This window comes from Dehalococcoidia bacterium, assembly GCA_041649635.1.
GTDB lineage: Bacteria > Chloroflexota > Dehalococcoidia > E44-bin15 > E44-bin15 > JAYEHL01.
The window spans coordinates 35,601-48,885 of the sequence record JBAZMV010000007.1 but is presented as its reverse complement, the minus strand read 5'-3'; the positions used below and the strand labels follow the sequence as shown (position 1 = coordinate 48,885).

Genomic DNA, 13,285 nt, shown 5'->3' with positions numbered 1-13,285 from the left:
CATTTCTCCTTGACTTAGAGTGATCTCTTGAGTAGAACCAGCGTTGTCCAGTTTGTTCCTCCAAGGCCTGAAGACAACGTGGTTTTGATATCCTTTGTGCATTGGTGCTCTCCGGCGTCTCCGCGGATCTGGAGGGCGGCCTCTCCGATGCGCAGCATGGCTGTAGCGCCGATGGCGTTAGTGGCCAGCACGCCGCCTGATGGATTCACTGGTATTGGTCCTTCCAGTTCGGTCATGCCTTTTTCTATCAGTTTCCATCCCGTGTTATGCTCGGTTATAAAGAAATGCTCGTACAGGTACATTTCTTCCCAACTGCTGGGCTCGTATACTTCAAAGCAGTCTATATCTTTAGCCGGGTTGGTGATACCGTTTCGCTTATATATATGTCTGGCCGCTATCTGCTGCGATTTCTCCTCAGCTCCGCCGAATACCACCTCGCTTTGCAGCTCGTGAACGGTCTCGTGGTCCGCAACCCAAACCGGCTTCTTGGATATCTTTTTAGCTACCTTCTCGGAGGCCACTATGAGCGCGGCTGCGCCGCATGATTGCGGGCAGAAGTCTAGAAGACGCAAAGGCCAGATAAGTATCGGCGACTTCGCTACGTCTTCTATCGACTTGAGGCCAAGACGCAGATGCGCGTACGGGTTGCGGCAGGCATTTTTATCAGCCTTCAGGCGCACCATTGCCGCGTGCTCCAGTTTGGCGTCAGTATTTTGCATATATTCAACTGCGGCCTGCGCGAACGCTCCGATGGCTCCCTGTACGTACTCGCGCACCTCGCCCGGGGCGGCGGCGCAGAGCGTGCCCATCGAGTTGCCGCGTTCCTGTTTCTGATGGCCTATGGTAAGGACTATATCGAACATACCTGAAGCTACCATGTTAAACGCAGCTATAGCGCCGGTGGAGCCGACCGTGCCTCCGGTGTGTAACTTCATGCCGGATTTCATATACGCTCCGCTTCCATCGACAAGGAGGCAGTCGCCAAGATAAAAATTATCGAAACCATCTATGCTGTTGGTAAGAACTGCCTGTACTTTCTTAATATCGATCTGAGCGTCTTCAAGCGCCGCTCTTACGGCTTCATTGATCATCTCCGCGTCGTTGACCTCAGGCCGCCTGGCCGCCTGTGTCGACCGACCTACACCTACTATCGCCACTCTATTGGCCATATCTTAAATACCTCCGATTAGCTGTTGCTCAGGATCATTACGGTCTGTAGTTGTCCGCAGATGCCCGTTGTACCGTGGGCTAATGCGACTTTAGCGTCCGGTACTTGCCTGGAGCCTGCCTCGCCGCGCAACTGGAGAACCGCCTCGACGACGCGGGTCATGCCTGCCACCTCTGTGGGATTGCCGGAAAGGCATCCGCCCGATGGGTTGACCGGCAGTTTGCCGTCCATCTTGGTCGCGCCGCTGTCTATCATCTTACCGCCGCCGCCGCGCTCGCATAAGCCGAGCCCCTCCAGCCACAGTAACTCTTCGTAGGAGTATTTCTCTGAAATCTCCGCTACGTCTATTTCTTGTAAAGGATTGTTGATACCAGCCATCTTGTAGGCTTGTTTCGCCGCTTTCGTCAGTGCTTTGCAGTCAGCCAGATCGCGGTCTCCCAGATAGTGGGCTTCGTAGCAGTTACTGACGCCGGTTATCCAGACGGGATTCTTACAGAGCTTCTTGGCCTTTTCCTCACGAGCCATAATCATAACACATGCTCCGTCGGATACCGGCTTTGCATCCAGTTCATGGATAGGGTCGGCCAGCATCCTAGAGTTCAGCACATCTTTAACAGTGAGGCTCATGGGTGCCTGCGCGTAGGGGTTGTTCTTTGCGTTGCCGCGGTTCTTGACGACAACCTTGGCGCATTGTTCCGGAGTGATCTTGTATTTGTTCATATAACGATTGGCCTGGAGCGCCGCTGCGCCGAGGAAATCCAATCCAAGTCCTCTCATTAATACCGGCTCGAAGGAGTGATTCTCGATTATACTCGGTGAAGTCTGTGATTCCTTGCAGTGGGTTGTGACGATTAGAGTATCATGTTCTCCCGAGAGTATGTGCATCATGGCATAGAACACTGCGTTTATGCCGTCCGATGCCACCTTCTCTTCGCAGCGGAAGTGCGTGCCTACGAATGATGCTACATTGAGGCTGGATATGGTTCTGCCGTCCCAGAAGTCCTGGGAACAAGTAACGGCAGCGTCGATGCCGCTGCCGTCGTTGACATACTTTAGACCTGTTTCCTGGAGAACCTGCTTGATGGCCTCATAGGCCATCTCCCCTTCCTTTACCTCGGCCCTGTTGGGATGATATTTGGTCTGCGCTACAGCCACAATCCCTATTCTTTCAGGCATGAAACATCCCCCTTCAGTCGAACAAGTGTTTTTAATTGTTAGTCTTTAGTCCAATATTCAGCGGAATTCAGTTTAGCTATTCCGTCTTCGCATAAAGACGCGAAGCGCGCCTTAATACTTTTTTCCGCGACGGAATATATTTTAATACTTTTTTCCGCAAAATGGGAGCCCGCAATTGGATAATTTTTGAAAGTCATTGCGGGCTCCCTTGGTTTATTCGTATTGTAAAAGGTTACTTTTCAAGGTAGGTTTTAGTAAACTTCTCCATTTCAGCGGTAGGCTTCCACCATTTTTTAACTCCCATGTCCTCGGCTACCCTGTTGGCCGCGAGGTAACCCGGACCGCCCAGCAGGGTGCCTCCCGGGTAGACTGAGGCGCCGCACAGGTAGAGCCCTTCTATCGGGGTCTTATGGGCCGAGCAATCCGGATGCGGGCGGTTGGTAAGCATCTGTGTTGGGATATAGTCTCCGTGCTTAATGGAGCCCTTGCGCATGTTCGGGAAGCGTATTTCGATATCCTCCGGAGTCTCTCCGTTCGTTTTTTGTATATTATTGTTCTTGGTGAAGCCCGGAGCCACCTTTTCCCACTTATCGAGTATGGCCTGGTTGAGTTCCGGCTCGCGCTTGGCCCAGCCGCCCTCGATATTATAAGGGGCGTGCATCTGGAAGAAAGACACGTGTCTGCCCGGCCATCTGGTCAGGTGGGGATCGAAGATGGTTTCGCAAGTGGCATGTCCGCAGAAGTTCTTCAGGTCGATCTTACCTGCGACCACGTTATCCCAGTGCGCCAGCAACTGGTCTTCGCCCTCGACGCCGAAGATCGTCATAAAGGCTTCGTTGACCCACGGGTCATAGCCCCTGACCGGCTTGCCGTCCTTATCCAGTTTCTTGTAGACGGGAGGCTGCATGGAAGCAACGTGCAGGGTATGGAAGCTCCACTTGTCCCAGACCCAGCCCTTGAAGGCTTCAGCCAGCGTTCCCGGCAGGTTCTTCTCTCCGACAAAGTCGAGGAAGGTGGTCTGCGGGTCGAGGCTGGAGATAACGACCTTGGCCTTGAGCGTGCGTCCTTCTTGCAGTTCTATGCCGGCAGCCTTGCCGTTTTCCATGATGATCTTGGTGGCGGCGGCGGCTTCCAGGACGAGGCCGCCGTTTTCCACTATAACGCGCTCGAAGGCGCCGGCGAGCTTATGGGAGCTGCCGTAGCAGTAGCACTTATTAATGCCCCGGGACATCTGCAGGGCTACATACCAGCCCATGCCGCTCTCGCGGGGATCGCAGCCCCACATGCAGGTCATGTACAGGAGCATTGCGCGGATCTTGTCGTTCTCGAAGTGCTCGTTGATGATATCGATCGGAGCCATCTCCATCATCTCGAGCATTTCACTGCCGACCTCGGTTTTTTCCAGGATTATCTGCGAGTCGATGGGTGAGATGGCCGGCAGGTAGGTGCAAGGGACCAGGATCTCGTTAGTGATCTTGTTCCACTTACGAATCATGTGGCCGTAGGTATTGGAGTCCTTCTGCGAGAATTTACTCATTGAGTCCTTGGTATCGGCAGCCATGTTGGACATCAGGAGAGAGGAGCCGTCATCGAAGACCATAGCGGTCTGGGAGTTTGGTTTAACCCAGCTGATGGCGTGCTTATCGAGATTGAAATCCTTGATGGCCGGCATGTAGTCGACCATCATATGATATATGATATGCACGTTGGAGTAGTAGCATGGGAAAAGGATCTCTTCGGTGCTGAGGCCGCCGCCGACTTCCCACCTGCGCTCGACGAGGCAGACCTTCATGCCCGCCTTGGCCAGGTATGCGGCGCAGATAAGGCCGTTGGGTCCGCCGCCGATGATGACGGCGTCCCATTCGCTTACATCCGGGAACTCTTGAAACGGTCCTGATATTCTAGTGTTGATATCGGTTGACATTATTTCATCCCTCCTTAATTGTTATAGGTCGGTTGATTCATTATTAAGTTGCCTTGGCCTGTCCCGGTACAGCCGATGTTTTGCCCGTTAACGATGATGATGCTAAAGCGCGCATCTTCGGCTATAAGACTTCCGTTCCATATATCCTAGAACTCCAGACCGGGCAGACTGCCCTGGATGTCCAAGAGGGTGGTCATACCTGTCATATTAGCTATCAAGGCTGTCATATCACCCTCTATGCGCATCGAGCCAAGGGCTGCAAGCATCGGCAGCTTCTTGGTGGATACTTGCACCATTACTTCATATGGTCCGACTACTTTGGCTGCGTATGCTTTGTCAAGCGTTTCAGTTCTTAGATCACTGGGGGCAGGTTTGATAACAAGGGTATTTTCCACTAGTTTTCCGTTATCGAAACCTATCTTCATTTGGCGATCTTCATTGCCGGGGCAATCGGTTACGAGTAGGATGAATTTGAGGGTTACACCTTTAAGCTTGGCCTTGATCGCGGCGTCAGTGTTGATCATCTGCTCGGTCTGGTCTGACATTTCCTTGGTGAAAAACTTTACCATAGAACCTCCCTTTAATTCTGCTTAAATTTGCCTATTTTATGACACGCTGCGAGGAAAAGTATCACATCTAGAAATGAAAATCAAGTCTTATTTTAATCCACAAAAGATATACAACTTAGGACATTATATGAATAATCAAAAATGGTGGCCGCAGAAAGCATTTTTACCACTTTCTCATGCCAAAGTCAACAGTCCAGTCGCTTCACTGTTCAAACTATGTTCTGGTTGGTGGATTATCGTTATATCCATAAATGTCGATAATGTTATTCAAAATGTATTCAGGAATCATTTGTAATGGTCTGAGTGTGATTTGTATTGAAAAAGGGCCGTATTTCTAAAATCAAAGACTATTTATGAAATATATATTTTTTGCCTTGACATCAACTAAAAATAGATGATATATTTGCTTTCTGGCAGGGCATCTAGCGGAATTAAGTCTCGATCCTCACGTAGTTTCATTTAAATGAAAGGAGAGCATGATGGCAGGTTTTGAGGGTAAAATGCTGGAAATCGATCTCAGTAAAGGTTCTATTTCAAATTCCACAGTAAGCAAGGATATCATTCGTAAATTTATCGGGGGCAGCGGGTTAGGCGCAAAGCTTATGTTCGACAGGGTTGATCCTAAGGTCGATTCACTATCTCCCCAAAATACCCTTTTCATATTAACAGGGCCAACAAGCGGACTGAGCGTGCCGGGCGGGGCTCGATTTTCAATCTGTGCCAAGTCGCCTCTCACCAATATGTTTGGGGAAAGCAACAGCGGAGGTACTTTTGCAACGGAACTTAAACAGGCCGGATGGGATGGCATTATAGTTGAAGGAGCTTCGGACAAGCCTGTATATATATTAATAGAAGACGGTAAAGTCGAGATTAAAGATGCCTCGGATTTGTGGGGCAAGAATACGCAGGAAATAGATGATATTTTAAAGAAACGGCATGAGCGGCAGGAAGCGAAAAAACCGGTTAAGGTGTTATCGATTGGTGTGGCCGGAGAGAAGCTCGTCAGATTTGCCTGCGTCTGCAACGACAAGAAGGATTTTGCCGGCAGATGCGGCATGGGTGCGGTGATGGGATCTAAGAAGCTCAAGGCCGTGGTTGTACGCGGAAGCGGCAAGATAGGCTTAGTCGATCAGGAGAAATTCAACGAGTTGCGAAAAGAAGCCCTCCAAAAGGCGAAGGATAGCATTATCTGTCAGGTCCTCGGCGCGCAGGGCACAAACGCCGCTCTTGGTATCAGCGCTATGATGGGAGACCTGCCGGCGAAGAACTGGGCTCAAGGCGATAACATGGCTATTGCCTCGCAAATCGATGGAGGAAAACTGAGCGGGCCGCCGTTCTATATTGGTAACACTTCATGCCATGGCTGTATGGTGGGCTGTAAACGGCATGTGACTATTCCTGAAGGGCCCTATCAGGGGGAAGTAGCGGAGGGACCTGAATATGAAGGGGCGGCTATATTGGGCAGCTCATTGATGATCGGGGACATGGCTGCAGTTATTAGGATGAATGATCTGTGTAATAACTATGGTATGGATGTCATATCATGTGGCAGTACTATAGCGATGGTCATGGACTGTTTTGAACAGGGCATCCTGACTGCGGCAGATACGGGAGGCGTTGAGTTCAAGTGGGGAGATCATGTAACGGTTGTCAAAGTGATAGAAATGATCGCGAATCGTCAGGGCTTTGGTGATCTGCTGGCTGAAGGTTCAAAGAGAGCTGCGGAGAAAATCGGGAAGGGTGCTTCAGAATTTGCCATTGAAGTAAAAGGCATGGAAGTTCCCGCACACGATCCCAGGGCTAATTATCTGCTTGGTCTTGCGTATGCAACGGGGTCCAGAGGCGCCTGCCATACCAGCGATCCCTCTTACAGTATCGGCACAGGGATTTTTGCCTGGCCGGATGTCGATATCAATTTCGGGGTCAACACAAAGCAGAATGAGGGCGCGGCGATTATTGTGAAGAACGGTCAGGACTTGGGCGCTATCTATAACGCAATGACCATCTGCTATATGGTGGTTGAGACGCTCAATGGAGAAAGTATAGCCGGTATCTTAAATGCCGTGACAGGGTTCGATTATGCTTTCAAGGAAATAAGGGAATGCGGAGAGCGGATCTGGCATATGAAGAGGGGATTATGCAATCTTATGGGTATTACAGCTGCTGATGATATGTTACCCAAGCGGTTACTTACTCCGAATACTGACGGTGGTGCAGCCGGCTCGGCGCCGAATCTGGAACTGATGTTAAAGGAATTCTATCCTGCTAGAGGGCTTGCTGCCGATGGGCGTCCTACTAAGGAGACGTTGAGCAGGCTGGGACTTGGTGATCTCGCGGGCAAGCTTTATCAATAGCATGGTGATTTATAGGCTTAGTAACAAATCTTGTGTTTAGGAGGGCGTTACGAAAGTGCTTATAACAGGCGGAACAGGATTGCTTGGCGGACATCTTGTCGAGCGAATGGCGCAGCAGGGACATCAGGTGCGTGCCATGGTGCGCAAGACGTCTAACATAGAGCATCTGAAGACAACTAGTGCCGAAATCGTTTACGGTGATGTGGAGGATTACGATAGTCTGGTAGCTGCAGCCGAAGGCATGGACGTAGTCATTCATGCTGCAGCCAGGGTCTTGCCGGGGTGGGGCCAGTGGAAGGATTTTCAATCATGTATCGTTGAAGGAACTGAGAACATACTTAATGCCAGCATTGCGGCAGGGGTTAAGAAGTTTGTTTACGTCAGTTCCGGCACTGTTGTGGGTGATGCTGCAATAGGTGTTGAAAAACCTGCGGATGAAAGCGCTCCTTACCTGAATATCGAAAAGCCCAGCCGCGAGATGTTCTACGATTGTGCAAAGGCCAGGGCAGAGCAAACTGTGCTTGATTACCATAAGCAGGGTAAGATAAACGCTACGGTGGTCAGGCCTTGTATGGTATACGGCCCTCGCTGCAGACTCCTTACCGACCGGATATATCGCTATGTGAAGATGTTCCCTGTATTGCCGGGCAATGCTATGGCCAAGACGGCATTAGTACACGTACACGATGTTGCGGATTGCGTCATACTGGCGGCGATAAACGAAAAGGCCGGGGGGCAAATATACAATATTTCACCTGAGGGCGTAGTAACCTATCGTGATTTTGTTAATGCTATGGCTAAGGCTGCGGGGAAATCCGAATTAAAGATAGTTATTCCGCTTGGTCTTGTGTACGCTTCGGCTGCGGTTATGGAGATGTGGGGGAGGTTGATTAGATCCGAGGATGCCCCGTTCCTTACGCGTTCCGACATTAAATTTGTCAGGGATGGCATGTATATCGACAGCACTAAAGCACGGAAAGAGCTGGGATGGCAACCCAAGATATCGATCGAGGAGGGCTGCCGGCAGTATATTGAGTGGCGGAAAGCGGAGAAGAAAAAGAAACGGCAGTAAGCAGACCGTTGGAAAATTGAAGAAAATAATGTAAACTGGATAACGGGGAAGATAATCGCCCCGTTATCTTTGTGAAAAGGGGGAAATTATGGATCCAGTAACAAAGGCCCTCTACGATTCCTATCCCATGGAGAACAAAAGTGACTTCTTTTCAGCCTATGTCTACATGAAGTACATCGATGATTTTCTTTATCACGCCATTAAAATAGCCGGGCAGGCTCCCAAGGATCGCACCGAGTTGCCGGAAGCCGGCATAGATGAGTTGATTGAGGCCGGTGTTCAGCGCATCGCAGAAACAGCTCTTTCATTGGAGACCAGCTTTTATCACGGTAAGGTGGTGAAAATTCAAGACGCGGTCAAGCTGGTTACTCAGAAAGAGCCGTTGAATATATGCCCCCCAGAACAGGTTATTCCGTACAAAGTTGCAAGGGATATAGTACTGGAAAACCCGGAGTCGATAGCGGTGGGGGTATGCGCCTGCCGCGCGGCCTCGCCCAATCCATGCCTTCCCCCTGGGAAGCAGGATGTTTGTCTCTTCATCGGCGATCCTTTCGCTTCATTCATAGGAGAGAAGAATCCGTTGTTCCGCAAGATTACGCAGGAGGAGGCGGTTAAGGTTATCGAGGATGCGCACAAACGCGGCGATGTGCATTGCGCGTATTTCAAAAAGGATGTAGGAAACAAGTTCTTTGCAATATGTAACTGCTGTGACTGCTGTTGCCTAGGGATAAAAATGTGGAACATGCTCGGCGGGATGGTTCCTATAATCGCATCCTCGGGCTATATCGCCACTGTCAGTGATGATTGTAACGGTTGTGGCAGCTGCGATGGCACTTGCCGTTTCAGCGCTATTACGCTGGGTGATCAGGTAGCTGAGATTAATGTGGAAAAGTGTATGGGCTGCGGTGTCTGTGAGGATGTTTGTCCGATCGGCGCTATTAAACTGGTGCGGGACCCGTCTAAAGGCGACCCGCTTGATCTTGATGAATTAAAGAAGCTGAATACAGCTAAATAGTATATTCGGCAGATTAGCTTAATTTTAAAGGGGAATTACGATGTCGCCTCAAGCGCTTGAAGGTATAAAGATACTCGATCTGGCATGGCTTGGCCCGGGCCCTTTCTGCTCGTTTATGCTGGGAGATCTGGGCGCCGATATCATCAAGGTTTTCGATGCCAATCCGGCGAAACGTGGCGGGCCGGTAATGATGCTCTTCGACTCCTCGCGTCCCGGCTTGAGGAATTGTCGTAATATGGGACTCGATCTTAAGTCGGATACCGGCAAACAGGTCTTCAGGGACATGGTAAAGTCCGCCGATGTGGTCATGGAAGGTTTCAGGCCCGGCGTAGTCAAGCGTCTCGGTGTCGATTACGAAACATTAAAGCAGATAAATCCTAAGATCGTCTACGCCTCGTTGTCCGGCTACGGCCAGGACGGGCCGTATCGCGATATGGTCGGGCATGATATCAATTATATATCTTACAGCGGCTTGCTCGGACTCACAGGGCAGGCAGGCGGCAAGCCGGCGCTGCCGGGGTCCGTCATCGGTGATTTCACCGGCGGTATGTCGGCGGCGATCGGCATCCTGGCTGCTCTGGTGTCGAGGGGGGTTACTGGTAAAGGCCAGTACATCGATATGTCGATGACGGATGCCGTTGTGGAGCTGACGTCCATGCAGATCAACCCGTACATATTCAGTCATAGCGGTGCGCCTAAACGCGGTGACACCATGTTCACCGGGCATTTCCCCTGGTACAACGTTTATGAGACCAAGGACGGCAAGTATATCAGCATCGGCGCGCTCGAACCGTGGTTCTTCGGCAATCTCTGTCAGTTGCTCGGATTAGATGAATTTATTCCGTACGAGTTCGATGAGGGCGAGAAGCGCAAGGAGATGTTTGAAGCCTTCCGTAAGAAGTTCCTGACCAAGACGCGTGATGAGTGGGTGTCCATCCTTAAGCAGAAGGATACGTGTGTAGCGCCCATACTTGATGTTGAGGAACTGGAGAATGATCCGCACCTCATCGCGCGTAAAATGATAATGGAAAGCGACCATCCGGTGCACGGCAAGGTGAAGCAGGTCGGCTCGATGCATAAGCTGTCGGATTCACCGATGAAAGTTCGGAATTGGAGCACAAAGTTCGGCGAGCACACCGATGAGATAATGCGCGAGCTTGGATACGATGATGCGAAGATCGCGGAGTTGCGCAAGGCGGAGGTAATCGGCTAAGGGCCGATTTTTTTATAATTGGGCACAGTGTTTATGCAGGCATGGTCGAAATGCCTCTTAAACTGAAATATGCTGTTAGTCAAATAAAAAAGGAGGTGTATTGATGGTAGGGATAATTTCATATGGCGCTTATATCCCGTATCATCGAGTGAGTCGGGAGGAATTCTACAAGGCATGGGGAGGATTCCCGATTCCCGGAGAGAAAGCGGTTGCCAGCTACGATGAGGATGCGGTAACTATGGCCTGGGACGCAGCGAATGATTGCCTGGCCGGTGCCGATCCCAAGAAGATCGACGGCTTGTTCTTAGGCACCACTTGCTCTCCGTATAAAGAGAAGCAATGCTCCACTATCATTGCTACGGCACTTGATATGAAGGAGGCTGTCCGCACCGCTGACTTCACCAACTCGCTGAGGGCCGGCACGTCGGCTCTCATGGCGGCGGCTGATGCGGTCAAGGCGGGTTCGGTAAAGAACATGCTGGTAGTGGCATCCGATTGTCGCATGGGCGCTCCCGCGGGACAGGGCGAGGCCATGTACGGCGACGGTTCCGCTTGTTTGCTGCTGGGCGATAAAGACCCGATCGCTATCATAAAAGAGAGCTACACTGTTTCGGACGAATACGCAGGCGAATGGCGGGCTGATGTCGATCATTACGTTCGCACATGGGAGGACCGCCAGGTGCTTGACGAAGGATATTCGGATCAGCTTCCGAAGGCGATCAAGGGACTCTTGCAAAAAGCAAAGCTTGAGCCTAAGGACATTACAAAGGCCGTTATCAACTCGCCCATGGACGTGAGAAGGCACGGTAAGGTCCTGGTAGAATGCGGTTTCGGCTTCGGTCAGGTACAGGACTGCTTCTTCATGACTGTCGGCACCTGCGGCGCCGCTATGGGCATGATGATGCTGGTTGCCGCACTGGAGGATGCCAAACCGGGCGACAAGATTCTGCTCGCCCAGTACGGCAACGGTGCCGATGCGTTCCTGATTGAATGCACCGAGGCAATCGGTAAGAAAAAGGCCAAAGCGCATCGCGGCATCAAGTCTAATATGGCCTCGAAGAGGATGCTTCCGTATTACAGCTATCTGCGCTGGCGCGGTATCGTGACCATCGAGCGCGCGAGACGGCCGGAGATACCTTTCGCGTCGCTGACGGCTCTGAAACGCAGTCGCAAAGAAGTGCTGTGTCTCTACGGTAAGAAGTGTCTTACCTGCGGCCATGTAATGTGGCAGCTGCCGTTCGGCATCGGCGGCATGACCCCGATACGCGTTTGCTACTATTGCCAGACGAAGGACAATTTCGAAGATTACAAGTTCTCCGATAAGAAGGCTAAGCTATTCTCATACTCGCTTGACCTGCTGGCTGATGTTATCGATCCGCCGGCAACTCCGGTATGTTTAGACTTCGATGGCGGCGGCCGCGGCATGTTCGATCTGACGGACCGCGATCCTGAGAAAGTCGAAGTCGGGATGCCTGTGGAGATGGTGTTCAGAAAACTGTACTATGACCGCGGTATCCATAACTACCACTGGAAAGCAAGACCGGTGAGGGGATAAGAAAGGAGGACGAAATGGCACAGAGTATTAAAGATAGAGTAGCCATAATTGGAATGGGCTGCACCAAGTTCGGTGAGCTATGGGGCAAGAGCGTCTCCGATCTTATGGTGGATGCCGCTTACGATGCGTATGCGGATGCCGGCATCGAGCCCAAAGATATAGATGCGGCCTGGATCGGTAACTGGCAGGAAGTCTCCGGCATGTCGGGTCTCGGCCTTGCCGGCCTCCGGCTGCAATACAAACCGATAACCAGGGTGGAGAATATGTGCTGCACAGGCACCGATGCCCTGCGCAACTGCGCGTATGCCGTTGCCTCCGGCGTGATCGATGTCGGACTGGCGATAGGCGCCGAAAAATTAAAGGACATGGGATTTGCCGGACTGGTCTCCGTATCGCCTCCAGGCACAGCCGGCGTCGGCGGAATCACTACAACCGCGCCGGCGATCTTCGCCATGCTGGCCACGAGATACTTCAATCACTATAACATCAAACCCGATGACGGCAGGAAGATGCTGGCCCATGTCTCAATGAAGAGCCACCATAATGGCAACATGAATCCGAAGGCGCATTTCCATAAGGAGATAACCATTGAGCAGGCAATCAATGCGCCAATCATCGCCTGGCCGTTAGGACTTTTCGACTGTTGCGGCGTCAGCGATGGAAGCGCTGCGGCTATCGTGGTCAGGGCTGAGGATGCCAAGAAGTTCAAGAAGAACAGAGATTACATCACCATCAAAGGTATCCAGATGTGCGTCGGCCCCGCCGAGGGCGTGGTGAAGCCGGAGTATGACTTCCTTCATACCGAGGAAACCACACGCGCGGCGATAAACGTCTACAAAGAGGCCGGGATTAAGAATGCCCGCGAGGAGATCGACATGGCTGAAGTGCACGACTGTTTCTCCATTACCGAGGCCATCGTGATGGAGGACCTCCAGTTCAGCAAGCGCGGACATATGAAAGAGGATATCGAGAGTGGCTTCTTCGATCTGGATGGAGGCTTGCCGGTTCAACCCGATGGCGGACTGAAGTGTTTCGGTCACCCGGTTGGCGCCACAGGTCTGCGTATGATGTACGAGATGTATCTGCAGCTGCTTGGCAAGGCTGGTAAACGCCAGATCAAGAACCCGAAGCTTGGTTTGACCCACAACCTTGGCTCCATGCCGATGGCGTGCGTCATTTCCTGCTCTATTGTTGGATTACCTGAGTAATCGACTAAAGCAAGTTAAAGAGCGGCCTAGC

General features: G+C 51.4%; 10 protein-coding genes. 6 read left to right on the top strand and 4 right to left on the bottom strand.

Features of this window, described 5'->3' with window-relative positions:
• Window positions 1–14: 14 nt before the first annotated feature.
• The 4 genes from WC562_09325 to WC562_09310 all read right to left on the bottom strand — a co-directional run bounded on the left by WC562_09325 (window position 15) and on the right by WC562_09310 (window position 4,837).
• Complete coding sequence (locus tag WC562_09325; protein MFA5056347.1) at window positions 15–1,169, bottom strand: hypothetical protein; 1,155 nt, start codon at window positions 1,167–1,169, stop codon at window positions 15–17.
• Between the two features lie 17 nt (window positions 1,170–1,186).
• Window positions 1,187–2,344 (bottom strand): thiolase family protein, encoded by a 1,158-nt coding sequence (locus WC562_09320; protein MFA5056346.1) that lies wholly within the window; start codon window positions 2,342–2,344, stop codon window positions 1,187–1,189.
• 232 nt (window positions 2,345–2,576) lie between these two features.
• Window positions 2,577–4,268: an NAD(P)/FAD-dependent oxidoreductase gene (locus tag WC562_09315; protein MFA5056345.1), complete on the bottom strand. Its 1,692-nt coding sequence runs from the start codon at window positions 4,266–4,268 to the stop codon at window positions 2,577–2,579.
• A 146-nt stretch (window positions 4,269–4,414) separates the two neighbouring features.
• Window positions 4,415–4,837 (bottom strand): hypothetical protein, encoded by a 423-nt coding sequence (locus WC562_09310; GenBank protein MFA5056344.1) that lies wholly within the window; start codon window positions 4,835–4,837, stop codon window positions 4,415–4,417.
• 479 nt (window positions 4,838–5,316) lie between these two features.
• On the opposite strand from WC562_09310, the gene WC562_09305 reads away from it, so the two are divergent.
• The 6 genes from WC562_09305 to WC562_09280 all read left to right on the top strand — a co-directional run bounded on the left by WC562_09305 (window position 5,317) and on the right by WC562_09280 (window position 13,254).
• Window positions 5,317–7,191, top strand: a complete 1,875-nt coding sequence (locus tag WC562_09305) for an aldehyde ferredoxin oxidoreductase family protein (protein MFA5056343.1) — start codon at window positions 5,317–5,319, stop codon at window positions 7,189–7,191.
• Between the two features lie 55 nt (window positions 7,192–7,246).
• A complete protein-coding gene (locus tag WC562_09300; protein ID MFA5056342.1) occupies window positions 7,247–8,263 on the top strand; it encodes an NAD-dependent epimerase/dehydratase family protein in 1,017 nt (338 codons plus the stop codon).
• Between the two features lie 88 nt (window positions 8,264–8,351).
• Entirely contained in the window at window positions 8,352–9,278 is a 927-nt protein-coding gene (locus WC562_09295; GenBank protein ID MFA5056341.1) for a 4Fe-4S binding protein, read from the top strand.
• A 40-nt stretch (window positions 9,279–9,318) separates the two neighbouring features.
• The gene (locus WC562_09290; protein MFA5056340.1) at window positions 9,319–10,491 is read left to right on the top strand and encodes a CaiB/BaiF CoA-transferase family protein; all 1,173 of its coding nucleotides are present in this window, start codon (window positions 9,319–9,321) and stop codon (window positions 10,489–10,491) included.
• A gap of 103 nt (window positions 10,492–10,594) precedes the next feature.
• Window positions 10,595–12,046, top strand: coding sequence for an OB-fold domain-containing protein (locus WC562_09285; protein ID MFA5056339.1), 1,452 nt, complete (start codon window positions 10,595–10,597; stop codon window positions 12,044–12,046).
• A 14-nt stretch (window positions 12,047–12,060) separates the two neighbouring features.
• The gene (locus tag WC562_09280) at window positions 12,061–13,254 is read left to right on the top strand and encodes an acetyl-CoA acetyltransferase (GenBank protein ID MFA5056338.1); all 1,194 of its coding nucleotides are present in this window, start codon (window positions 12,061–12,063) and stop codon (window positions 13,252–13,254) included.
• The last annotated feature ends 31 nt before the right edge of the window (window positions 13,255–13,285 follow it).

Coding starts and splice junctions, on each gene's coding strand:
- WC562_09310 (MFA5056344.1), bottom strand. CDS start 4,837: ATGGTAAAGTTTTTCACCAAGGAAATGTCAGACCAGACCGAGCAGATG.
- WC562_09305 (MFA5056343.1), top strand. CDS start 5,317: ATGGCAGGTTTTGAGGGTAAAATGCTGGAAATCGATCTCAGTAAAGGT.
- WC562_09315 (MFA5056345.1), bottom strand. CDS start 4,268: ATGTCAACCGATATCAACACTAGAATATCAGGACCGTTTCAAGAGTTC.
- WC562_09325 (MFA5056347.1), bottom strand. CDS start 1,169: ATGGCCAATAGAGTGGCGATAGTAGGTGTAGGTCGGTCGACACAGGCG.
- WC562_09285 (MFA5056339.1), top strand. CDS start 10,595: ATGGTAGGGATAATTTCATATGGCGCTTATATCCCGTATCATCGAGTG.
- WC562_09280 (MFA5056338.1), top strand. CDS start 12,061: ATGGCACAGAGTATTAAAGATAGAGTAGCCATAATTGGAATGGGCTGC.
- WC562_09320 (MFA5056346.1), bottom strand. CDS start 2,344: ATGCCTGAAAGAATAGGGATTGTGGCTGTAGCGCAGACCAAATATCAT.
- WC562_09290 (MFA5056340.1), top strand. CDS start 9,319: ATGTCGCCTCAAGCGCTTGAAGGTATAAAGATACTCGATCTGGCATGG.
- WC562_09295 (MFA5056341.1), top strand. CDS start 8,352: ATGGATCCAGTAACAAAGGCCCTCTACGATTCCTATCCCATGGAGAAC.